At 60.8% G+C, this 21051-nt stretch carries 22 protein-coding genes and 1 pseudogene; 14 read left to right on the plus strand and 9 right to left on the minus strand.

The annotated features are described in order from the left end of the window. Positions 1–9: 9 nt before the first annotated feature. Positions 10–798 (minus strand): SDR family NAD(P)-dependent oxidoreductase, encoded by a 789-nt coding sequence (locus AC1RAC_RS24190; RefSeq protein ID WP_492617049.1) that lies wholly within the window; start codon positions 796–798, stop codon positions 10–12. Positions 799–923: 125 nt separating this feature from the next. On the opposite strand from AC1RAC_RS24190, the gene AC1RAC_RS24195 reads away from it, so the two are divergent. Next, on the plus strand, positions 924–1490 hold the full coding sequence (locus AC1RAC_RS24195; protein ID WP_486084427.1) for a TetR/AcrR family transcriptional regulator: 567 nt from the start codon (positions 924–926) through the stop codon (positions 1488–1490). A 16-nt stretch (positions 1491–1506) separates the two neighbouring features. Here the strand turns inward: AC1RAC_RS24195 and AC1RAC_RS24200 are convergent, their stop codons facing one another. Continuing rightward, on the minus strand, positions 1507–2799 hold the full coding sequence (locus AC1RAC_RS24200) for a mechanosensitive ion channel family protein (protein WP_034128301.1): 1293 nt from the start codon (positions 2797–2799) through the stop codon (positions 1507–1509). A 192-nt stretch (positions 2800–2991) separates the two neighbouring features. Between AC1RAC_RS24200 and AC1RAC_RS24205 the strand changes: the two genes are divergently transcribed. After that, a complete protein-coding gene (locus AC1RAC_RS24205; protein WP_003193110.1) occupies positions 2992–4338 on the plus strand; it encodes a DEAD/DEAH box helicase in 1347 nt (448 codons plus the stop codon). 106 nt (positions 4339–4444) lie between these two features. Here the strand turns inward: AC1RAC_RS24205 and AC1RAC_RS24210 are convergent, their stop codons facing one another. Further along, entirely contained in the window at positions 4445–4714 is a 270-nt protein-coding gene (locus AC1RAC_RS24210; protein ID WP_072447464.1) for a hypothetical protein, read from the minus strand. A gap of 153 nt (positions 4715–4867) precedes the next feature. Here AC1RAC_RS24210 and AC1RAC_RS24215 point away from each other — a divergent pair, with 153 nt between their 5' ends. From AC1RAC_RS24215 to AC1RAC_RS24225, 3 genes are all read left to right on the plus strand, one after another. Further along, the gene (locus AC1RAC_RS24215; protein WP_034128303.1) at positions 4868–5257 is read left to right on the plus strand and encodes a hypothetical protein; all 390 of its coding nucleotides are present in this window, start codon (positions 4868–4870) and stop codon (positions 5255–5257) included. Positions 5258–5383: 126 nt separating this feature from the next. Then, positions 5384–7099, plus strand: coding sequence for a copper resistance system multicopper oxidase (locus AC1RAC_RS24220; RefSeq protein WP_492617050.1), 1716 nt, complete (start codon positions 5384–5386; stop codon positions 7097–7099). A 10-nt stretch (positions 7100–7109) separates the two neighbouring features. Then, positions 7110–7937 (plus strand): copper resistance protein B, encoded by an 828-nt coding sequence (locus AC1RAC_RS24225; RefSeq protein ID WP_492617051.1) that lies wholly within the window; start codon positions 7110–7112, stop codon positions 7935–7937. 13 nt (positions 7938–7950) lie between these two features. On the opposite strand, the gene AC1RAC_RS24230 is transcribed toward AC1RAC_RS24225, so the two are convergent. The 3 genes from AC1RAC_RS24230 to AC1RAC_RS24240 form a co-directional block, all read right to left on the minus strand. Beyond that, positions 7951–8817, minus strand: a complete 867-nt coding sequence (locus AC1RAC_RS24230) for a DUF6279 family lipoprotein (RefSeq protein ID WP_492617052.1) — start codon at positions 8815–8817, stop codon at positions 7951–7953. 66 nt (positions 8818–8883) lie between these two features. Beyond that, positions 8884–9606: a TorF family putative porin gene (locus tag AC1RAC_RS24235; protein WP_060764453.1), complete on the minus strand. Its 723-nt coding sequence runs from the start codon at positions 9604–9606 to the stop codon at positions 8884–8886. A 212-nt stretch (positions 9607–9818) separates the two neighbouring features. Then, a complete protein-coding gene (locus tag AC1RAC_RS24240) occupies positions 9819–9998 on the minus strand; it encodes a PFL_1563 family small protein (protein ID WP_003193095.1) in 180 nt (59 codons plus the stop codon). A 323-nt stretch (positions 9999–10321) separates the two neighbouring features. Between AC1RAC_RS24240 and AC1RAC_RS24245 the strand changes: the two genes are divergently transcribed. Continuing rightward, positions 10322–11158: a CvfB family protein gene (locus AC1RAC_RS24245; RefSeq protein ID WP_054897831.1), complete on the plus strand. Its 837-nt coding sequence runs from the start codon at positions 10322–10324 to the stop codon at positions 11156–11158. 159 nt (positions 11159–11317) lie between these two features. Further along, on the plus strand, positions 11318–11716 hold the full coding sequence (locus tag AC1RAC_RS24250) for a DUF2177 family protein (protein WP_080757723.1): 399 nt from the start codon (positions 11318–11320) through the stop codon (positions 11714–11716). On the opposite strand, the gene AC1RAC_RS24255 is transcribed toward AC1RAC_RS24250, so the two are convergent. Then, positions 11660–12838, minus strand: coding sequence for an MFS transporter (locus tag AC1RAC_RS24255; protein WP_200583181.1), 1179 nt, complete (start codon positions 12836–12838; stop codon positions 11660–11662). The two genes, AC1RAC_RS24250 and AC1RAC_RS24255, sit on opposite strands and share 57 nt — an antisense overlap. Positions 12839–12942: 104 nt before the next feature. Here AC1RAC_RS24255 and ptrR point away from each other — a divergent pair, with 104 nt between their 5' ends. Together ptrR and AC1RAC_RS24265 are read left to right on the plus strand one after the other, a co-directional pair. Continuing rightward, the gene (gene ptrR / locus AC1RAC_RS24260; RefSeq protein WP_069557109.1) at positions 12943–13836 is read left to right on the plus strand and encodes a putrescine utilization regulator PtrR; all 894 of its coding nucleotides are present in this window, start codon (positions 12943–12945) and stop codon (positions 13834–13836) included. Between the two features lie 142 nt (positions 13837–13978). Next, complete coding sequence (locus tag AC1RAC_RS24265) at positions 13979–14101, plus strand: PA1414 family protein (protein ID WP_003193089.1); 123 nt, start codon at positions 13979–13981, stop codon at positions 14099–14101. A gap of 189 nt (positions 14102–14290) precedes the next feature. Here AC1RAC_RS24265 and AC1RAC_RS24270 read toward each other — a convergent pair whose 3' ends face one another. Next, positions 14291–15673: a sodium:solute symporter family protein gene (locus tag AC1RAC_RS24270; protein ID WP_054920207.1), complete on the minus strand. Its 1383-nt coding sequence runs from the start codon at positions 15671–15673 to the stop codon at positions 14291–14293. A gap of 162 nt (positions 15674–15835) precedes the next feature. After that, positions 15836–16786, minus strand: a complete 951-nt coding sequence (speB, locus tag AC1RAC_RS24275; protein ID WP_236455644.1) for an agmatinase — start codon at positions 16784–16786, stop codon at positions 15836–15838. Positions 16787–16910: 124 nt separating this feature from the next. On the opposite strand from speB, the pseudogene AC1RAC_RS24280 reads away from it, so the two are divergent. The 5 genes and pseudogenes from AC1RAC_RS24280 to rlmD form a co-directional block, all read left to right on the plus strand. After that, positions 16911–17021 (plus strand): annotated as a pseudogene (locus tag AC1RAC_RS24280) (outer membrane lipoprotein carrier protein LolA); the annotation flags it as partial. Positions 17022–17089: 68 nt separating this feature from the next. After that, positions 17090–17983 (plus strand): LysR family transcriptional regulator, encoded by an 894-nt coding sequence (locus AC1RAC_RS24285; RefSeq protein ID WP_034128316.1) that lies wholly within the window; start codon positions 17090–17092, stop codon positions 17981–17983. Positions 17984–17990: 7 nt separating this feature from the next. Next, on the plus strand, positions 17991–18590 hold the full coding sequence (locus AC1RAC_RS24290; RefSeq protein ID WP_054920205.1) for a tRNA-uridine aminocarboxypropyltransferase: 600 nt from the start codon (positions 17991–17993) through the stop codon (positions 18588–18590). 105 nt (positions 18591–18695) lie between these two features. After that, a complete protein-coding gene (gene cysM / locus AC1RAC_RS24295; protein ID WP_034128318.1) occupies positions 18696–19598 on the plus strand; it encodes a cysteine synthase CysM in 903 nt (300 codons plus the stop codon). Beyond that, positions 19598–20950: a 23S rRNA (uracil(1939)-C(5))-methyltransferase RlmD gene (gene rlmD / locus AC1RAC_RS24300; RefSeq protein WP_034128319.1), complete on the plus strand. Its 1353-nt coding sequence runs from the start codon at positions 19598–19600 to the stop codon at positions 20948–20950. The genes cysM and rlmD overlap by 1 nt, the downstream gene beginning before the upstream one ends. Positions 20951–21051 lie beyond the last annotated feature (101 nt).

Here is a 21051-nt window from a genome sequence, read left to right on the forward strand (position 1 = left end):
ACCGGTTGATCAGGCGTTGGCCAGGTAACGCTCGGCAACCTGGGACTGCTTGATCTGCGCCAGCAAGCCTTGCCGCGCAGCCTGCAACGCGTCCCAACGGGCGCCGTCCTGCAACGGCGGAATGGTCACCGGCTCGCGGCGGTCGAAACCGACCAGCGCTGCGTCCACCAGATCACCCACTTCCATCACGTCCGTGAGGGTGTTGATATCAATGCCCGCACGCTCCCAGATCTCGGTACGCGTGGCAGCGGGCAGCACGGCTTGCACGTACACGCCTTTGGGCGCCAGTTCCAGGCTCATGCCTTGGGACAGGAACAGCACGAACGCCTTGGTCGCGCCGTACACCGTCATGCCGAATTCCGGGGCTAGGCCCACTACCGAGCCAATGTTGATGATAGCGCCGTTGCCGACTGCCGCCAGGCGCGGGGCGATGGCACTGGCCAGGCGTACCAGCGCCGTGGTGTTGAGGGCGACCAACTGCACGACGCTTTCGGTGGACTGTTCAATAAAACTGCCGGACTGCGCGGCGCCTGCATTATTGACTAGCGTGCCAATGCTGGCGTCATCGCGCAGGCGCGCTTCAACTGCGGCCAGGTCAGCGCTTTGGGTCAGGTCGGCCGGGAGGATATCAACGCTGACGGCGTGGTGCTCACGCAGCCTGGCGGCGAGCGCTTCCAGGCGCGCTATGTCACGGGCGACCAGTACGAGGTCGTGGCCGCGTGCGGCAAAGCGTTCGGCGTAGGCGGCGCCAATGCCGGTCGAAGCGCCAGTGATCAGAACGGTAGTGGAAGTGCTCATGGTGTGATGCTCTGTGAGTGCGAGGAGGTTTTATGATGTCGATCATAATCAAAGCTGTCAACGGTTTTGATTATGATCGACATCATAGTAATATGCCTATCTCGCAAGCTGGCAGGACCCTACACATGAAGATCACCAAGGCGCAGTCACAGAGCAATCGGGCCCATATCGTCGCGACAGCTTCCGAGCTATTCCGCGAGCGGGGTTTCGATGGGGTGGGCGTGGCTGAGTTGATGGCTGCGGCCGGTTTTACCCAAGGCGGCTTTTACAAGCACTTCGGCTCCAAGGCGGACTTGATGGCGGAAGCAGCCGCCAACAGTCTGGCGCAGTCACTGGCCGACAGCGCGGAGATGGAGGTGGAGCAGTTTTTCGAGGTTTACCTGTCCAGGCAGCACCGCGACCATCGCGGCGGCGGATGCACATTGGCGGCGTTGTGTGCCGATGCCGCCCGTCAATCGGACACGCTGAAGGCGACCTTTGCCGACGGTTTGGAAAATACCCTGCAGGCCCTGGAAGCAAAGTACAACGCAGCTCATGAGACGCCACAAGAAGGCGTGCGCGCGAAAATGCTCGACAGCATGGCCCATGCCATCGGCGCAATCATGCTGTCGCGGGCGTGCCCGGATGATTCCACACTGGCCGATGAAGTGCTTGAGGTTTGCCGCAAGGAGATTACGGCGTCACTGCCGTAATCCCGTTTGCATCACCTCATGCCGTTTCGGCGACGGGGACCTGCGTGGCCCCGGCCAATGCCGGCAGCACGCCGGCGCGCAGGTCGTTGCCGCTCGGCTGCTGATACAGGCTCAGCCCGAACTCCGGCAACACCGCCAACAGATAATCGAAGATATCGCCCTGGATCCGCTCGTAATCGCCCCACGCCGTGGTGCGGGTAAAGCAGTAGATCTCCAGCGGCACGCCCTGGGCGGTGGTTTGCATCTGGCGCACCATGCAGGTCATGTTCGGCTGGATGTCCGGGTGGCTTTGCAGGTATGCCAGTGCGTAGGCGCGGAAGGTGCCGAGGTTGGTCATGCGCCGACGGTTGGCCGACAGTTGCGCGCTGTGGCCCTGAGCCTCGTTCCAGGCCTTGAGTTCGGCCTGCTTGCGGCTGATATAGCCGCTGAGCAAATGCACCTGGGTCATGCGCACTTCTTCCTCGTCGTTCAGGAAGCGTACGCCGCTGGCGTCGATGTACAGGCTGCGCTTGATACGGCGCCCACCGGAGGCCTGCATGCCACGCCAGTTCTTGAACGATTCGGACATCAGGCGCCAGGTGGGGATGGAAACGATGGTCTTGTCGAAGTTCTGCACCTTCACCGTGTGCAGGGTGATATCCACCACATCGCCATCGGCACCCACCTGGGGCATTTCGATCCAGTCACCGACGCGCAGCATGTCGTTGCTGGTCAATTGCACACTGGCGACGAACGACAGCAGCGTGTCCTTGTAAACCAACAGAATCACCGCCGACATCGCACCCAGGCCCGACAGCAGCAACAGCGGCGAGCGGTCGATCAGGGTGGCGACGATGATGATCGCGCCGAACACGAACAGCACCATTTTCGCCAGTTGCACATAGCCCTTGATCGAGCGGGTGCGTGCGTGTTCGGTGCGTGCGTAGATATCCAGCAGCGCGTTGAGCAGGGCACTCATGGCCAAAACCATGAACAGAATGGTGATCGCCAGGGCGACGTTGCCGATAAACAGAATGGCGGTCTTGCTCAGGTCCGGCACCAGGTACAGGCCGAACTGGACCACCAGCGATGGCGTCATCTGCGCCAGGCGATGGAAGACTTTGTTATGCCGCAGGTCGTTCAGCCAGTGCAGGGCCGGCTGCCGGCCGAGCAATTTGACCGCGTGCAGGATGAGGTAACGGGCGACCCTTCCCACCACCAATGCCACCACCAGCAACACGAGCAAGCCTAGGCTGGAATGCAGGACCGGGTGTTCATCGAGGGCGCCCCAAAGGTCTTGGACGTTGAGCCAGAGCTGTTTGATATCCATGAGTGAACCGATTCTTCTGTAAGACAACACGGGGCGATTAGAGCATTTAAGTGCAACAAAGTTGACGCTCTGGACAAAATCGCTGACAAAAAAGCAGCTGATTAGCCCCGTTCGCGTAAAGAAACTCGGTTTGGGCGCCCGAAACCGGTAACCTATGCAGCTGATATTTTGTATTTCTTCGAGGTAGCACCCGTGTTTTCCCAATTCGCCCTGCACGAACGCCTGCTTAAAGCCGTGGCCGAGCTTAAATTTGTCGAGCCTACGCCTGTGCAAGCAGCGGCCATCCCGCTCGCGCTGCAAGGGCGTGACCTGCGGGTGACGGCGCAAACCGGCAGCGGCAAGACCGCCGCTTTCGTCCTTCCGGTACTTAACCGCCTGATCGGCCCGGCCAAAGTGCGCGTCAGCATCAAGACCCTGATCCTGCTGCCGACCCGCGAGCTGGCCCAGCAGACCCTGAAGGAAGTCGAGCGCTTCTCGCAGTTCACCTTCATCAAGTCCGGCATCATTACCGGTGGCGAAGACTTCAAGGTCCAGGCCGCGATGTTGCGCAAGGTACCGGACATCCTGATCGGCACCCCAGGGCGCATGATCGAGCAGCTCAACGCTGGCAACCTCGACCTCAAGGAAGTCGAAGTGCTGGTGCTCGACGAAGCCGACCGCATGCTCGACATGGGCTTTGCCGATGATGTGCAACGTCTGGTCGGTGAGTGCGTCAACCGCCAGCAGACCATGCTGTTCTCCGCCACCACCGGTGGTTCGACCCTGCGCGATATGGTCGCCAAGGTGCTGAACAACCCTGAGCACTTGCAGGTCAACAACGTCAGCGACCTGAACGCCACCACGCGTCAGCAGATCGTCACCGCTGACCATAACGTGCACAAAGAACAGATCCTGAACTGGTTGTTGGCCAACGAGACCTACCAGAAGGCCATCGTGTTCACCAACACCCGTGCCGCCGCCGACCGTATCTACGGGCGCCTGGTTGCGCAGGAATACAAGGCGTTCGTGCTGCACGGCGAGAAAGACCAGAAGGACCGCAAGCTGGCCATCGACCGTCTCAAGGCGGGCGGCGTGAAGATCCTGGTGGCCACCGATGTTGCCGCACGCGGTCTCGACGTGGACGGCCTGGACCTGGTGATCAACTTCGACATGCCCCGCAGCGGCGACGAATACGTGCACCGTATCGGCCGTACCGGACGGGCCGGCAACGATGGCCTGGCTATCTCGCTGATCTGCCACGGCGACTGGAACCTGATGTCGAGCATCGAACGCTACCTGAAGCAGTCGTTCGAGCGCCGCACCATCAAGGAAGTCAAAGGCACGTACACCGGGCCGAAGAAGGTCAAGGCGTCGGGCAAGGCCGTTGGCGTGAAGAAGAAAAAGACCGACGCCAAGGGCGACAAGAAGAAAACCGGCGCCAAGTCGCCGACCAAGCGCAAGATCGCCAACCGGCCGAAGACCGACAACCTGTCGCTCGTCAGCAAGGACGGCATGGCGCCGCTCAAGCGCCGCAAGCCAGAAGCTCCGGCTGCCGAATAAGCAGTTGGGCATAAAAAAACCGGACAATGTCCGGTTTTTTTTCGCCATGATCGTTCCCACGCTCCGCGTGGGAATGCCTCCAGAGACGCTCTGCGTCGCGTTGTGCTCAATGCTTCCGCGCAGCCTCTCTGAGCTCCTTGAGCCGCGCATCGATCAACTGGCACTTGTCGGGAAACTTGGCGCTTTCAGTATCCAGGTCCATCTTCTGCAACTCGTCATTCATCTCCTTGGCCTTGTTCGGGCTCTGCTCGGTGAGCTTGGTCACTTCCTTGGCCAGCTCCTCGCGCTTGGCCGTGGCCTCCTCAGGCGTGCAGGCCCAGGCGGGCAGGGTGCTCAACAGCGTGGCGGCGAGGGTCAGCTTCATCAAGGTTTTCATGGTCGGACTTCCTTGGCAGTGATGTGCAGTTGAGGCGGCGAACCTCTGGAAAGTTCAGAGAAATGACGCCCGTCCGTTCGGTTGAACGGCCAGTGCCGGAACGTGTCACTCCCTTAGACGGGCTAACTCCATCGGCCTGCAGGAGGAATCAGGATGACGACTTACAATTGGGATCTGATCGAACGTCTGCTGCATGAAGTGCAGAACGGCGAAGGCAGCTTTGCCCCGCGCAAATACGCCGAACAAGAAGCGGCCGAGAAGGCGACGGCCGGCGAGGACACTGGCAACCTGGACGCACTCAAGAAGACCGCTGCCGATTACGAGGCGCTGCTGTTCAAGCGTGGCTTTATCGAGTCGCGGCCTGAGGAAGAGGGCGGCAATGGCGAGAATTTCATTCTGACGGCGCTGGGTGCGCAATTGCTGGCGCTGATCGACAGTTCGATTCCGGGCAATGATCATCCACGTCAGGTGTTGGATGAGCAGGAGGACGCGCTTGATCCGGCAACGTTCGCTGAAGTGGCCTCCAAAGCGCAGATCGCCTGATCTTCTTGTGCCCCGGCGCCCCCGAGGGAGCCGGGTGAACCTGTCGAATCGGTAATCTGTCGCTAAGGTTGCTGACAGCCGGCGACTCCTAATCTGCTGCCATTCAACTCACGGACTTGAATCGGCATGCACTCCACAACCTCCAGACGCACATTCGTCAAAGGCCTGGCCGCAGGCGGCCTGCTGGGTGGGCTCGGGCTTTGGCGCCCACCTGTGTGGGCACTGACCAGCCCCGGCCAGCCCACGGTGCTCGCCGGCAGCGAATTTGACCTGTTTATTGACCAGACTCCCGTCAACCTGACCGGCCGTGCGCGCACCGCGTTGACCGTCAACGGCAGCCTGCCCGGCCCGCTGTTACGCTGGCGCGAAGGCGACACCGTGACCCTGCGCGTGAAAAACCGTCTTGGCGAGCCCACCTCGATCCACTGGCACGGCATCCTGTTGCCATCGACCATGGACGGCGTGCCCGGCCTGAGCTTCAAGGGCATCGAACCGGGCGGCCTTTACGTTTACCAATTCAAGGTCAAGCAGCACGGCACCTACTGGTACCACAGCCATGCCGGGCTTCAGGAGCAGCAGGGGGTGTACGGCCCGCTGATCATCGATCCCAAGGAACCCGAGCCTTATAGCTACCAGCGCGATTACGTGGTGATGCTGTCGGACTGGACCGACGAAGACCCCGTCGCCCTGATGAAAACCCTCAAAAAGCAGTCCGATTACTACAACCTGCACAAACCCACCCTGGGCGATTTTATCCGGGATGTGGGCAAGCAGGGCTGGTCGGCCACGGCTGCCGACCGGCTGATGTGGGCGCAAATGAAGATGAACCCCACCGACCTTGCGGACGTCAGCGGCGAGACCTACACCTACTTGCTCAACGGCCAGCCGCCTGGGCAGAACTGGACCGGAGTGTTCAAGACGGGGGAAACGATTCGCCTGCGTTTTATCAATGGCTCGGCGATGACCTATTTTGATGTGCGCATTCCTGGGTTGAAGATGACCGTCATCGCCGCGGATGGCCAGCCGGTGAAGCCGGTAAGCGTCGACGAGTTCCGTATCGCCGTGGCGGAAACCTACGATGTGCTGGTCGAGCCTGTGGCAGAGGCCTATACCCTGTTTGCCCAGTCCATGGACCGCACAGGCTATGCCCGTGGCACCCTCGCCCGGCAGATGGGTGCGACCGCCTCAGTACCGCCGCTTGATCCGCGCCCGTGGCTGACGATGGATGACATGGGCATGGGCGGCATGGACCATGGTGCCATGGCCGATATGCCGGGCATGGAAGGCATGGATCACAGCGCCATGGGCGCGATGGCGATGCAGAAACACCCGGCCAGCGAGCAGAACAACCCGCTGGTAGACATGCAGGGGATGAACCCGATGCCCAAGCTGGACGACCCTGGAATCGGCCTGCGCAACAATGGCCGCCGGGTGCTCACCTATGCCGACCTGCGCAGTACCTTTGAAGACCCCGATGGCCGCGATCCCTCGCGCACCGTCGAATTGCATCTCACCGGGCATATGGAAAAGTTCGCCTGGTCGTTCAATGGCGTGAAGTTTTCCGATGCCGAGCCTTTGCAACTGACTTATGGCGAGCGCGTGCGGGTGGTGCTGGTCAACGACACCATGATGGCCCACCCGATTCACCTGCATGGCTTATGGAGCGACCTGGAGGACGAAAACGGCCAGTTCCTGGTGCGCAAACACACCATCGACATGCCACCGGGCTCCCGTCGCAGTTACCGCGTCACCGCCGATGCCCTGGGGCGATGGGCCTATCACTGCCACCTGCTGTACCACATGGAAATGGGCATGTTCCGCGAGGTGCGCGTGCATGAATAAGGAAGCGAGCATGAACCGTTGCGTCTCGTCCCTTTGCATCGCTTTCGCCACGCTGGGGTTCGCCCCATGGGCGTTGGCGGCCGAGGATGAATTTCAGGGCATGAGCCCGGCGACGCCCGCGCTGACGCAAAGCCGTACGCCGATTCCGGCGCTGACCGACGCAGACCGCGCAGCGGTGTACAACGCGCCGGGAGGGCATCAGGTGCACGACAGCGGCGTGAACTCGATGCTGCTGATCAACCAGTTGGAATGGCAGGGCGGCGACGGCAACGCGCAGAGTTGGGACATCAAGGGTTGGGTCGGTGGTGACATCGACCGGCTGTGGCTACGCAGTGAAGGCGAACGCAGCGCCGGCCGCACTGAAAGCGCCGAAGCCCAAGCGTTATGGGGGCACGCTATCGGCCCGTGGTGGGACGTGGTCGGCGGCGTGCGTCAGGACTTCAAGCCCGGTGCCAGCCAGACTTGGGCGGCCTTTGGCCTACAAGGCATGGCGCTCTACAACTTCGAGGCCGAAGCCACGTTGTTTGTCGGCGAATCGGGGCATACCGCCGCACGCCTTGAGGGTGACTACGACATTCTGCTCACCAATCGCCTGATCCTGCAGCCCACCGCCGAACTCAATTTTTATGCGCAGAACGATTCGCAACGTGGCGTTGGTTCGGGCTTGGCGGAAAGTGACCTGGGCTTGCGTTTGCGCTACGAAGTTCGCCGCGAGTTTGCGCCTTATGTCGGGCTCAGCTGGAACCGCACTTATGGCCAGACTGCGCAATACGCACGGGACGAAGGCGAAGACGTTAACCAACTGCACTGGGTGGTTGGCGTGCGCCTATGGTTCTGACCGCAAGCATCCATCAAGACTGTGCGCTTTTCAGGCATTTGAGCGCCTGGAAGTCGCTGCGGACTTTGTCGATTTTCTGGGTGAGTTTCAGGCGCTGCGCTGGGGAGCTTTGGGCCATCACATCAATGAGCAAGCTGCGCGCGGCGGCTTCGGTCTGTGCATAGGCGGCGCGGTATTGTGGGGTCCACAGGCTTTCGCGATCCACCAGCAGTTGCTGGATTTTCTGCGGGAAATCGGCATTGTGGCGTTGTTGCAGCGCCTCGATAAATTGCGCCTGCCAATGGGCGCGGTTGCCGATCCACGCTTGGTTTTGCGCGCCCAACTCGGCCGACCAGGCCGTGACGCGGTTTTGCTGGCCTGGGCTCAACGGGCCGATCCAGGCGTCCAGGCGCTTGCTCATACGCTCGGCGCGTTCCTTGATTTGTTGAGCCAGTGGTGGCTTGAGGTATTCGTCCTGGCGTTTGCGCAGGTCCTTGGCCAGAGCATCGCTCATGTCCTTGACCTGCTGATCGTCCAGGCCTTGCAGCAATTGCACGGCTGAGGGCGTGATTTCCCGCGCAATCTCGGCAATTGCCTGTTTGGCTTCGACTGTACGGGTTTGCAATGCGGCGTCGGTGACCTGGTTGCTGTCGACCATCTGTTGCAGGCGGTCGAGCCAGTCCAGGTAGCCAGGCAATTGAGTGGTGCAGTGCCAGGCCAGGTGTTCCTTGAGGGTGTCGTTGAACCAGCTCTTCTGCCCGGCATTCATGTCCAGGTAGTCGTTGAGGGTCCAGGGGATGATCACGTCGAGGTTTCGGTAGGCCAGGCCCACGCGATTGCAGCCGGCAAGCACCAGGCTCAGGGTCAGCAGTACCACCAGGAATTTAAGCCGGCGCAACATGGGCAGGTCCTTGCATGGAGGGCGTTAATGCATGTGAACCTGCGCGGGGCGCGACAGTTCAGCCCATCAATAAAACGACCGTGCGGCCTTCAAGGTCAACAGCCCGTCACATTGCGAATTGTGTCCGGAGTAGGCCGAGCAGTCACTGCCGCTGAGGCTGGAGCCGCTGTAGATGAGGTCCAGGTCAATGCCTTTCCAGGCCCGGGAAAACTGTACCGACCAATCGCTGAAACTGCTGATGGCGCCGTTCTCTACCGAGACCGGTGTGCCCAGTTGATGGGTGGTGTACTTCATGCTGACGCCGATGCCGAAAGGCTGGGTGCCGCCCAGGTCGGCAAACAGGGTACTGTCCTGGCGGTCGGGGTCGTTGCTGAAGGACACGCCAAAGCGGTTGCCCAACAGGTTCAGCCCGCCGTAGAACTCCTGGCTGTCGAGGGGGCTGACCTTGGGGTAGCTGTAGTGGATCAAGCCGACTTCATAGCCCAGGGTCTGGTCGAACGGACGCTTGAAGCCCATGTAGGAGTCGACTTCAAGGTTATTGGCCGACGACAGGCCCATGTTCGGGGAAAACTGGCCGAAATACAGGCCGCTGTCGTGGGTAAGGTCCAGGCCTCCGTGGAACGAGTCGCTGCCAGGGGCGGTCGGCTTGACCAGGCCCTGGGCCATGGTGCGGCTGGGGGTTGTACCTAATTTCAGGTCGAAGTCACCCAATTCGCGCTGGAAGATATGCGCTTCGGCCAAAGGGCTGGCGACCAGGATGCTGACCACGAAAATACAGCGTTTAAGCATGCTTCACTCCATGAAAAGCGAGGAGCAGTAACGGAAAGATTCAGGCAGATGCCCGTGCTAGACGTGTGCAAGGATACCGGCGAATGCCAGGCATTGAGGCCCGTTCGTCGATTAGCTGCGTATTGAGGGTGTCGGGAGGGGGTGGCAACTCTAGTCCTAGCGCCTCGAAGGCAAGACGCTTAGGGACCAGATGCAGTGCGCGGGTATGACTATTACTTCTTGCCCAGGCTGATCTGCTTGGACGGGCCGAAAGTCTGGCCGCTCACGCCCTTGGCAATTTGCTGGATTTCGCCGCCGGACTTGAGGAACGCAGCAATCTGGCTGTTGATCGATTCGCTGGTTTCAACGGCGGGAGCTGGCTTTGCTTTGCTGTTGGATGCTTTTACACGCATGGCGGCCACTAACCTGTAGAAAATTAACTTGGCCAGCTATCGTACAGTAAATACTTTACAATTGCTTGGCAAATATCCCTCGAGAATAAGTGCTCGCGGCTGGAAATAGCCGAAGTTCAGCGCTGAAATAAAGCGCTAACTTACTGTTTTAGCTGGAAACCCAACGCCTTTGGACACGCTGATGGCCTGCTCAAAGTGAACCGAACGATCAGACGAGTGGGGCGATGCCACTGGAACGCCATGCCAGCCGCGATTTTTCAGGCGCGTGCGCGTGCAGGGCACAACTCGGGTAGAATGCCGCCCACGCAATGAGGGTATTGGAAATGGCTTTAGTCGGGCGCTACAACAGCTTGCAAGTGGTCAAGCACACTAACTTTGGTTTGTACCTCGATGGTGCGCAAGATGGGGAAATCCTCTTGCCTAATCGGTATATCCCTAAAGATATTCCCAGTGAAGATGAAGACTGGCTCAACGTTTTCATTTATCTGGACAGCGATGACAAACTTATCGCCACCACCGAAAAGCCCAAAGTTCAAGTCGGTGAATTCGCCAGTTTGAAAGTTGTGGAAGTCAACAGCATTGGCGTCTTCCTTGATTGGGGTTTGCCCAAGGATCTGCTGCTGCCTTATTCGGAAGAAAAACGCCAGATGACCGCGGGTGAATATTGCGTGGTGCACGTCTACCTCGACAAGCACACCAAGCGCATCACCGCCACCGCTCGCCTTGACCGTTACCTGGACAAGACGCCGGCGAACTATCAGGTGGGCCAGGAAGTCGACCTGCTGGTGGCCGAAGCCACTGACATGGGCTTCAAGGCGATCATCAACAACAAGCACTGGGGCTTGATCCACAAGAACGAAGTGTTCAAGTTCCTGCGCCCGGGCAAGGAAGAGAAGGGCTTTATCAAAGAGATCCGCGCCGATGGCAACATCAGCCTGAGCCTGCAGCCGGTGGGCCAGGAAGCGGCCTCCAGCCTGAACTCGAAGATCCTCGCCAAGTTGCGCGACAACAATGGCAGCCTGCCGGTCAGCGACAAAAGCGACCCGGCGGTGATCAGTAACTTGTTCGGCGTGAGCAAGGGCAACTTCAAGAAGGCCATTGGTGCGCTCTACAAGCAGGGCCAGATCGTGATTCATGCGGATCGCATTGAACTAAGCTGAGTACGCTTCGCTCTCCTGTAGGAGCGAGCTTGTTGTGGCGAGGGAGCTTGCTCCCGCTCGACTGCGTAGCAGTCGCAAGCTTTTTTGGGGGCGCTTCGCACCCCAACGCAAGCAAGCTTGCTCGCCACAACAAGCTTGCCTTCACAGTAGGGCTTGCTCATGTCAAGAAAGTCGTTGTATGCCTACCTCGGTACCTTGCTCGCCTTCCTGGTCCTCGACGGCCTTTGGCTCGGTGTGCTCATGGGGCCCACCTACAAATCCCTGCTTGGCGCGCTGATGCTTGATCAGCCACGCCTGTTGCCTGCCGTATTGTTCTATCTCCTGTACGTCCTCGGTTGCGTGGTGCTGGTTATCTTGCCCAGCGCCAGTTGGCAGCGCGCTGCGCGTTTGGGCGCCTTGCTTGGCCTGGTGGCCTACGGCACCTATGACCTGAGCAACTGGGCCACGCTTCAAGGCTGGTCCGCTGGGTTGGCGCTGATGGACATGGCGTGGGGCACGTGCCTAACCGCCATTTGCTGCACTGTTGGCCATTTGTGTGCAAATCGGCTGTGGCGGTAGAGGGCGGTTGATCAGTACTGAACCTGCTAATAACAACCCGGTACCGGCAGCGACCAACGCCGGTTGCAGGCCGCCACTGAGGTGGCTGCTGACCGACGCCAATAGTGGCCCGCTCAATTGGCCGACGGCGAAGCTGGCGGTCAGCAGCCCCGTGCTGCGTTGGTAGCCATGGGGTGCGACCTCCCTTAATCGCGCCATCACCAACTGCATGCAGGCCAAAAATGGCGCACCGCACAGCAACACGCCCAGCGCCAAGCCCCAGCCATTGCCCAGCAGGCAGGCAAATACCCCGGCCGCTTGCAGCCATAAAGTCGCCATCAGCCAGCGACGGGTGGTGTTCGGGTGCTTGCGGCGCAGGCTGGCCACCCCCACTCCCAGCGCGGCCGCCAGGCCAAAGCAGGGCCAGAACAGATCGGCCTGCCAGGCCCCGTTGAATTGAGCGCTGGCCATCTGCGACAGAAAAGTCGCCGGGATGATGTAGCCCAGGCCGTACAAGAAATAGATACAGCACAAGTGCGCGATGCTGCCGTTGCTCCCCGCGCTGGTGGGCTGTGTCACGGTGAGGGTCGGCTTGGGTAGAAACGGCAGGATCGCCAGCAACATCACCAGCGCCACCGTCCCGTAGATCAACCACAGCGCGGCAGAGCTTTGCCCTGATAGGTTCGACACCAGCGCCAGCAGCCCCGTCAGCACAATCCCCAACCCCGGCCCAGCAAACACCAGCGCACCCAGGCGCGGGCGGCCGGCGGCAATCGCCAGTGGCTGGCTCAGGCTGGTAATCATCACCAGGGCCCAGGCACTGGCGACCCCGGTGCCGAAACGCAGCAACAAATGCGGCCAGAACCCGTTAGCCCAGTAGGACGCCAGGGTCAGCAATACGCACAACCACAGCCCGCCGTAGAGGCGCCCGCGCACATGCTGATGGCTGCGGGCAAAGATCGAGTCCACCGCGCCGACAAAATAGCCCAGGTAATTGGCGGCTGCGATCAGGCCGGCGCCGGTCAGGTCGATCTGGCCTTCACTGAGCAAATGCGGCATTTGCGGAGTCAGGGCGAAGCGGCCAATGCCCATGGCCATCATCAGGGCGACGAAGCTGGCGAGTAAACGAATCAGCGGGGACATGGTCAGGTTTCCTGCAAAGAAGCGAATGCCTTGCAGGCTAAGACGGATTGACTTTCTGTAAAATTGAATAATAGTGAGTAACTTGTTCAGTTTTGGAGAAAGTAATGGAGTTCAGTCAATTGCGCATTTTCCAGGCCGTGGCGGAAGAGGGCTCCATCACCCGCGCCGCTGAGCGCCTGCACCGCGTTCCCTCAAATCTGTCGACCCGGCTTAAACAAATGGAAGAGCAACTGGGTGTCGACCTGTTCGTGCGCGAGCGCCAGCGTTTGCAGCTTTCTCCGGCAGGCAAGGTACTACTGGACTACAGCACCCGCCTGCTGGCGCTGCACGATGAAGCCCACGGCGCCGTACAAGGCGGGCAACCGGCTGGTGATTTCGTATTGGGCAGCATGTACAGCACCGCCGCGGTTCATTTGCCGAAGCTGCTGGCGCGCTATCACAAGACTTACCCCATGGTGAATCTGCAGGTGCAGTCGGCGCCCAGCGGGGAGTTGCTGGAAGGGCTGATTACCGGGCGCCTGGACGCAGCCTTCGTCGACGGCCCGCTGACCATCGCCACCCTGGATGGCGTACCGCTGTGCGAAGAGCGCCTGGTGCTGATTTGCGAGGCCGATCATCCGCCGGTGCGTGGCCCCCAGGATGTGGCGGGCCGTGCAGTGTTCACGTTCCGGCGCAGTTGCGCCTACCGCACGCGCCTGGAAACCTGGTTTTCCCATGAGCGTGTGGCGATGGGGCGGGCGATCGAGATCGAGTCCTACCAAGGCATGCTCGCCTGCGTGATCGCAGGTTCCGGCGTGGCGTTGATGTCTGAGTCCATGCTCGCAAGCCTGCCCGGCAAGGACAGCGTGTCCGTTCATCCGCTGACTGGGCCTTTTGCCACTGCGACCACCTGGCTGATGTGGCGAAAGGGCATGCTCGGCGCTAACCTCAATGCATGGATCGACCTGCAGCAAGACGGCAACCCGCGATGCGTGCAAGACACACGTGCCATTGCTTGAACGATCCGTCAGGATTCGGATCAATTCAGTAATAGTTCGTTGTGGTTTCCTTCAAGCATTACCTAGGACTTAGGGCTACTATCACTGTAGGAAACGGCGACAGTACTCACGCCGGCCAGCACTACCCTCAAAGGGGGCAATCATGAAAGAGAAAATCCAAAACTGGCTCCACGACCTCGGCGTTGCATTGGGCTTGATCGAGCCTCCGCTGCAACCGGTGCCGATTCGCACGGATGACGAGCAACGTCGGCCACGTCGCCGCTAATCACGCGGTCTAAAAAATGTGGGAGCGGGCTTGCTCGCGAATAGGGTGTATCAGCCAAAATAAGGTTGAATGACACACCGCTTTCGCGAGCAAGCCCGCTCCCACAGTTGTTTTGCACCAGGCGAAAAAAACGGGCGCGACCTCCGACGTCGCGCCCGCTGAAAAAAATATCCCCGCCCTTGTTATAGCTCAAACCACCGCAGCCGCCACCTTGGCCGGCCGACGCGACAGCAAACTCACCAGTACAAAGCTCACCAGCGCCACCGCCAGGCTGTAGTAGATCGGCGTATTTGCATCCAACCCATCCTTGAACATAAATACCAGCGCGGTCATAAAGCCCAGGCTCATGGACGTGATTGCGCCCGAGGTGGTCGCGCGCTTCCAGAAGATCGCGCCGATCAAGGGCACCAACATACCGCCCACCAACAGGTTATAGGCCAGGGTCAGGGCGCTGATCACATCGTTCACCACCAATGCGATACCCAGCACGGCAACGCCGGTCAACAGGGTGAACAGGCGGTTGATGCGCAGGCTCGACGCCTTGCCGCCGCGCAGGCGGGGCAGCAGGTCTTCGGTCAATACGGTGGAGGCGGCGAGCAGGCCGGCGCTGGCGGTGGACATCATGGCGGCCAGCGCGGCGGCGATGACCAGGCCGCGAATGCCGTCCGGCAGCGAAGCTTTGACGATCGCGGCGAAGGCATTGTTGACGTTGTCCAGGTCAGGGATCAGCACATGGGCAGCCATGCCGATCAGCGCACAGGCCAGGCCGTACAGGATGCAATAGAAGCCGGCAAAAGTGCCTGCGTACTGGGCGACCTTTTCGTCACGGGCGGTGAAGACCCGTTGCCAGATATCCTGGCCGATCAGGATGCCGAAGAAGTAGATCATGAAGTAGGTGATGATCGTGTCCCAGCCGATCGCGGTGAAGCTGAAGTTTGACGCTGGTAGCTTGGCCACCAGTTCATCCCAGCCGCCGACGCGGTACAGGCAGATCGGCAACAGGATGAACATCAGGCCGACGGTCTTGATCACGAATTGCACAATATCGGTGAGGGTCAGCGACCACATGCCACCGATGGTCGAATACACCACCACCACGCCGCCGCCCACCAGTACCGACATCCAGAACGGCAGGTCGAACAGCACTTGCAGCACGGTGCCGATGGCCAGGATCGAGGTCACGCCGATCATCAGGGCGTAGGCCAGCATGATCACCGCGCTGGCCTGGCGGGCCATGGGGTTGTAGCGTTTTTCCAGGACCTGGGTGACGGTGAAGATTTTCAGCTTCAACAGGGGCTTGGCCAGGAACAGGTTCAGGGCAATGATGCCCGCGCCGAGCGCGGCGCACAGCCAGAAACCCGAAATACCATGCACATATCCCAGGCGCACGGTGCCGACGGTGGAGGCACCGCCCAGCACCGTGGCGGCCATGGTGCCCATGTACAGCGATGGGCCGAGGTTGCGGCCGGCGACCAGGTAGTCTTCGTGGGTCTTGGCGCGACGCATGCCGTAGTAGCCGAGCACCAGCATGCCGGCGGCGTAGATGAGTACGACGAATAAATCCAAAGCCATGACGGCGGTTCTCCGATTATATTTTTTATGGGCGATCAGGCGGCAGCTGGCTCGGTAAACACGCGAGCGAAAGTCAGGTACATCGTTGTCGGGGATCTGTGCGACCCCCTTGGTTGTGAGTGTGAAGACGCGGTTTTTTTTGTTCTCAGCGCGTTCGCCTTATCAGCGATGCGCGACGCCAGGCAGTATGCAGAGCATCTCGTACAGCAAGTTGGCGCCCAGCAACGAGGTATTGCCGGTGGTGTCGTAAGGCGGCGAAACTTCTACCAGGTCGCAACCAATCAGATCGAGGCCCTGGCAGCCACGGATGATTTCGATGGCCTGGATGGTGGTCAGCCCGCCGATTTCCGGGGTGCCGGTGCCGGGTGCCCAGGCGGGGTCGATGCCGTCGATGTCGAAGCTCAGGTACACCGGGCCGCCGCCGACTTTTTCTCGCACTTCGGCCATCAGCGGCGCGAGGGAGTGATGCCAGCATTCTTCGGCCTGGACCACGCGGAAGCCTTGCTTGCGGCTCCAGTTGAAGTCTTCGGCGGTATATCCCTGGGCGCGCAGGCCGATCTGCACCACGCGGTCGCAATCGAGCAAGCCTTCTTCCACGGCGCGGCGGAAGGTGGTGCCGTGGGCAATTTTCTCGCCGAACATATGGTCGTTGACGTCGGCGTGGGCATCGATGTGCACCAGCCCGACCTTGCCATGTTTTTTGTGGATCGCCCGCAGGATCGGCAGGGTGATGGTGTGGTCGCCACCCAGGGTCAGGGGGATGGCGTCGTGCTCGAGGATCTCGTCGTAGGCCTCTTCGATGATGCGCACCGCGTCGAGCAGGTTAAAGGTATTGATCGCCACGTCGCCGATATCGGCCACCGACAGTGAGTCGAACGGTGCGGCGCCGGTGGCCATGTTGTAGGGACGGATCATCACCGACTCGGCGCGGATTTCCCGTGGGCCGAAGCGCGTACCGGCGCGCAGCGAGGTGCCGATATCCAGAGGCACGCCGACGAAGGCGGCGTCCAGGCCCTTGGCGGTTTGCAGGTGGGGAAGACGCATCATGGTGGCGATGCCGGCGAAGCGCGGCATTTCGTTGCCGCCCAGTGGTTGGTGGAAAATCTTGTCCACGGGATTGCCTCATCGTTGTTTTGTTTATTGATGGCCGATTCTGCGAAAAGCCTGGCTTAGGAAGAATCGGCAGAGGCAAATACTTAGTTCAGATTTTTCTAAACTAAAGCCTGAGTTAAACTCCCTGATCCCTGTAGGAGCGAGCTTGCTCGCGAAAAACGTCAACGATGATGCGCAGCCCCAGAATGTACGCGGCGTCCTCAGGTTTTTCGCGAGCAAGCTCGCTCCTACAGTTGATCGTTCCCACGCTCTGCGTGGGGATGCATCCTGTGATGCTCTGCGTCACGCTTCACTGGAGCCCCCATGGCCAACGCCTTGCCCGACCTGAAACTCCTGCGCATCTTCGTCAGCGTCGTGCGCCACCAAGGGTTTGCCAACGCCCAGCATGAGCTCAACCTGTCGACGTCGGCCATCAGCACCTACATGAGCCAACTCGAGTCAGCCTTGGGCCTGGTGCTGTGCCATCGTGGCCGTGGCGGCTTCAGCCTGACCAGCAAGGGTGAGCTGTTTCATCAGGAAACCCTGCGCCTGTTGGGCGAACTCGAAGGTTTCGAGCAATACGCCGCTGCGTTGAAAGGCGAATTGCGCGGCACCCTCAAGCTCGGAGTGCTCGACTCCACCGTCAGCGACAAGGCCTTGCCGTTCGCCGAAGTGATTGGCGCCTACAGCCTGGAGCACCCGGCAGTGCATTTGCACCTGTCGGTGATGAGCCCCTACGAATTGCAACTGGGGGTGCAGGACAACCGCCTGGACCTGGCCATCGGTGCGTTTTCCAACCGCATGAGCGGGCTGGTCTACATGCCGCTGTACCGCGAACAGCACTGGTTGTATTGCAGCACCCGGCACCCATTGTTCAACGAGCGGCGCATCCCGGAACAAGTGATCACCCAGCAACGCATGGTCGGGCGGGGTTACTGGAGCCAGGCGGAGTTGGCGCGCCACGGCTTCAAGCACAGCGCTGCCACGGTGGAAAGTATGGAGGCGCAACTGATTCTGGTGCTGTCGGGCGCTTATATTGGCTACCTGCCCGAACACTACGCCCAGGCCTGGGCTGACAAGGGCGACCTGCGCGTTTTGCTGCCGGCGACCTTCGGCTACCAGGCGCCGTTTTCGCTGATCATGCGCCGTGGCCGCAGCCGCGAGCCACTGATCCAGACCTTCCGCGATTTGCTCAAGACCCAGCTCAACCAGGCCTGAAAACACCATGTCCCGACCCCATTGCCCGCGCTGCCTGCGCCCGACCACGCACTGCCTTTGTGCGCTGATCCCCCACCTTGACAGCCGCACTCGTGTGTTGGTGTTGCAGCACCCGAGCGAGGTCGGCCATGCGCTCAATACTGCACGGTTGGCGGCGTTGGGCCTGAACAACGCGCAGTTGGTGGTGGGGGAGGTGTTTGATGACCTTGCGACGCTATTGAACCCGCCTGGCTATCGGGCACGCCTGTTGTTTCCGGCGGATGACGCCGAGCCGCTGCACGCCTACGCACCTGACGATCAGCCACTGCTGTTGGTGGTTCCCGATGGCACCTGGCGCAAGGCGCGCAAACTGCTGCACCTCAACCCTTTGCTGGCGGCATTGCCCCGGGTGACGTTGGCTGAAGGCAGCGTTTCCCGCTATCGCTTGCGCAAGGCGCCGGGGCCTGGCGCCTTGTCGACGGTCGAAGCGATCACGCAAGCGTTGCAGGTATTGGAAGCGCCGACGTCCTTCGAGCCACTGCTCAAACCCTTTGAAGCGCTGATCGAAGGGCAGATTGCTGCGATGGGCGATGAAGTATTCCAGCGCAACCATGGCGACCCGACATAAACCCGGCTTATGCCTTTAAGCCATAAGCACCACACTTTGCGTGATATGGCCCGCCGGCCTTTCCCGGTATGATGTGCGCCCCGCAGTCTGGATTGCGAATACGCCATGACCTTGCAGTACCCAACAATCGCCGATTGTGTCGGCAACACGCCCCTGGTCCGCTTGCAACGCATGGCGGGTGAAACCAGCAATACCCTGTTGCTCAAACTCGAGGGCAACAACCCGGCCGGCTCGGTCAAAGACCGCCCGGCGCTGTCGATGATCGCCCGCGCCGAGTTGCGTGGGCAGATCCAACCCGGCGACACCCTGATCGAAGCCACCTCGGGTAACACCGGGATCGCCCTCGCCATGGCCGCAGCGATCAAGGGTTACAAGATGGTGCTGATCATGCCCGACAACGGCAGCGCCGAGCGCAAGGCGGCGATGACCGCCTATGGCGCCCAGCTGATCCTGGTGACCCAGGAAGAAGGCATGGAAGGCGCCCGTGATCTTGCCGAGCGCATGGCCGCCGAAGGCCGTGGCGTGGTGCTCGATCAGTTCGCCAATGGCGACAACCCCGAGGCGCACTACACCAGCACCGGCCCGGAGATCTGGCGCCAGACCCAGGGCACCATCACTCACTTCGTCAGCTCCATGGGCACCACCGGTACCATCATGGGCAACTCGCGCTACCTCAAGGAGCAGAACCCGGCGATCCAGATCGTCGGCCTGCAACCGATGGAAGGCGCGGCCATCCCGGGTATTCGTCGTTGGCCCGAAGAGTATTTGCCGAAGATCTACAACGCGACGCGGGTAGACCGCATCATCGACATGGCCCAGCGCGAAGCCGAAGACACCACGCGCCGCCTGGCCCGTGAAGAGGGCATCTTCTGCGGCGTGTCCTCCGGTGGCGCCGTGGCCGGTATGTTGCGCTTGTCCAAAGAAGTGGAAAACGCGGTGATCGTCGCGATCATCTGTGACCGAGGCGACCGTTACCTGTCGACCGGCATTTTCGACGAACCCAACTGATGGCCAAGCACGAGAGAGGCCTGCGCTTCCAACCGACGGGCGGCAGCCGGGCCCCACAGATACCCGTGGGCAAGAAACAGCGCCTGACCATCGAGCGTCTGGCCAATGATGGCCGGGGCATCGTGTTCTTTGAAGGCCGCACCTGGTTTGTGAACGGTGCGTTGGCCGGCGAAGAGGTGGAAGCACGGGTGTTGGGCGCCCATGGCAAAGTGGTCGAGGCGCGCACCGAGCGGGTGTTCCAGGCCAGCGAGTTGCGTCGCCCGGCACCCTGCGCCCATGTTGGCCGCTGCGGCGGTTGCAGCGTGCAGCACCTGCCCCATGAAGAACAACTTGCCCTGAAACAGCGCATGCTTGCCGAGCAATTGTCCCGGGTGGCCGGTGTCGAGCCACAGGAGTGGGCAGCGCCGTTGAGCGGGCCGGAGTTCGGTTATCGGCGCCGCGCCCGTGTGGCCGTACGTTGGGACGCCAAGGCAAAGAAACTCGAAGTGGGTTTTCGCGCCGTGGCCAGTCAGGACATCGTCGCTATCGATGATTGCCCGGTGCTGGTACAGGCCTTGCAACCGATCATGCAGCGTTTGCCAACGATGCTGCGTCGCTTGAGTAAACCGCAGGCGTTGGGGCATGTCGAGTTGTTCAGCGGTTCGTCCATCGCCGTGTTGCTGCGGCATATGGCGCCGTTGTCCGAGGCTGACCTGCAGATCCTCAAGGAATTCTGCACCTTCCATGACGCCCAATTGTGGCTGCACGGGGAAGGGCAGCCGGAGCCCGTCGAGCCGGGTCAGGCCTTGGGCTTCCGTTTGGAGGCGTGGGATCTGGAGCTGGCGTACCGGCCGGGCGACTTTGTGCAGGTCAACGCCGGGGTCAACCAGGCGATGGTCGCCCAAGCGCTGCAATGGCTGGCGCCACAAGCCGACGAACGGGTACTGGACCTGTTTTGCGGCCTGGGCAACTTCGCCCTGCCACTGGCTCGCCACGTACGCGAAGTGGTGGCGGTGGAGGGCGTACAGGCCATGGTGGACCGTGCGGCCCTCAATGCCGTCAGCAACCATTTGCATAACGCACAGTTTTTTCAGGCCGATTTGTCCCAGCCTTTGACCGACGCAGAATGGGCCAAACAGGGCTTTTCTGCGGTACTCTTGGACCCACCCCGCGATGGTGCCCTGGAGGTTGTGCGCAAACTTGCCGCCTTGGGGGCCAAGCGCCTGGTGTATGTGTCCTGCAACCCAGCCACGCTGGCGCGGGACACGGTTGAGTTGGTCAAGCAAGGCTACCGGCTAAAGCGTGCCGGGATCCTCGACATGTTTCCGCAGACCGCGCATGTCGAGGCCATGGCGTTATTTGAAGCGGGCTAGGATGCCCGTTTAATCCGACTGGCCTGCGTTCTCCAGGGCCTGAACACTGCCACGGAGCTCGCAGTAAAGTCGGCGATGATTTTGGCGCATCGAAGGTGCGT

Source organism: Pseudomonas sp. GW823-FHT02F05, from assembly GCF_058797315.1.

Excerpts from the sequence above, each read along its gene's own strand:
- AC1RAC_RS24290 (WP_054920205.1), top strand. The coding sequence starts at position 17,991 with ATGTCCCGACCCCATTGCCCGCGCTGCCTGCGCCCGACCACGCACTGC.
- AC1RAC_RS24215 (WP_034128303.1), top strand. The coding sequence starts at position 4,868 with ATGACGACTTACAATTGGGATCTGATCGAACGTCTGCTGCATGAAGTG.
- AC1RAC_RS24265 (WP_003193089.1), top strand. The coding sequence starts at position 13,979 with ATGAAAGAGAAAATCCAAAACTGGCTCCACGACCTCGGCGTTGCATTG.
- AC1RAC_RS24225 (WP_492617051.1), top strand. The coding sequence starts at position 7,110 with ATGAACCGTTGCGTCTCGTCCCTTTGCATCGCTTTCGCCACGCTGGGG.
- AC1RAC_RS24230 (WP_492617052.1), bottom strand. The coding sequence starts at position 8,817 with ATGTTGCGCCGGCTTAAATTCCTGGTGGTACTGCTGACCCTGAGCCTG.
- AC1RAC_RS24195 (WP_486084427.1), top strand. The coding sequence starts at position 924 with ATGAAGATCACCAAGGCGCAGTCACAGAGCAATCGGGCCCATATCGTC.
- AC1RAC_RS24250 (WP_080757723.1), top strand. The coding sequence starts at position 11,318 with ATGTCAAGAAAGTCGTTGTATGCCTACCTCGGTACCTTGCTCGCCTTC.
- AC1RAC_RS24210 (WP_072447464.1), bottom strand. The coding sequence starts at position 4,714 with ATGAAAACCTTGATGAAGCTGACCCTCGCCGCCACGCTGTTGAGCACC.
- ptrR (WP_069557109.1), top strand. The coding sequence starts at position 12,943 with ATGGAGTTCAGTCAATTGCGCATTTTCCAGGCCGTGGCGGAAGAGGGC.
- AC1RAC_RS24200 (WP_034128301.1), bottom strand. The coding sequence starts at position 2,799 with ATGGATATCAAACAGCTCTGGCTCAACGTCCAAGACCTTTGGGGCGCC.
- AC1RAC_RS24285 (WP_034128316.1), top strand. The coding sequence starts at position 17,090 with ATGGCCAACGCCTTGCCCGACCTGAAACTCCTGCGCATCTTCGTCAGC.
- AC1RAC_RS24270 (WP_054920207.1), bottom strand. The coding sequence starts at position 15,673 with ATGGCTTTGGATTTATTCGTCGTACTCATCTACGCCGCCGGCATGCTG.
- AC1RAC_RS24235 (WP_060764453.1), bottom strand. The coding sequence starts at position 9,606 with ATGCTTAAACGCTGTATTTTCGTGGTCAGCATCCTGGTCGCCAGCCCT.
- cysM (WP_034128318.1), top strand. The coding sequence starts at position 18,696 with ATGACCTTGCAGTACCCAACAATCGCCGATTGTGTCGGCAACACGCCC.
- AC1RAC_RS24240 (WP_003193095.1), bottom strand. The coding sequence starts at position 9,998 with ATGCGTGTAAAAGCATCCAACAGCAAAGCAAAGCCAGCTCCCGCCGTT.
- AC1RAC_RS24245 (WP_054897831.1), top strand. The coding sequence starts at position 10,322 with ATGGCTTTAGTCGGGCGCTACAACAGCTTGCAAGTGGTCAAGCACACT.
- AC1RAC_RS24190 (WP_492617049.1), bottom strand. The coding sequence starts at position 798 with ATGAGCACTTCCACTACCGTTCTGATCACTGGCGCTTCGACCGGCATT.
- rlmD (WP_034128319.1), top strand. The coding sequence starts at position 19,598 with ATGGCCAAGCACGAGAGAGGCCTGCGCTTCCAACCGACGGGCGGCAGC.
- AC1RAC_RS24255 (WP_200583181.1), bottom strand. The coding sequence starts at position 12,838 with ATGTCCCCGCTGATTCGTTTACTCGCCAGCTTCGTCGCCCTGATGATG.
- AC1RAC_RS24220 (WP_492617050.1), top strand. The coding sequence starts at position 5,384 with ATGCACTCCACAACCTCCAGACGCACATTCGTCAAAGGCCTGGCCGCA.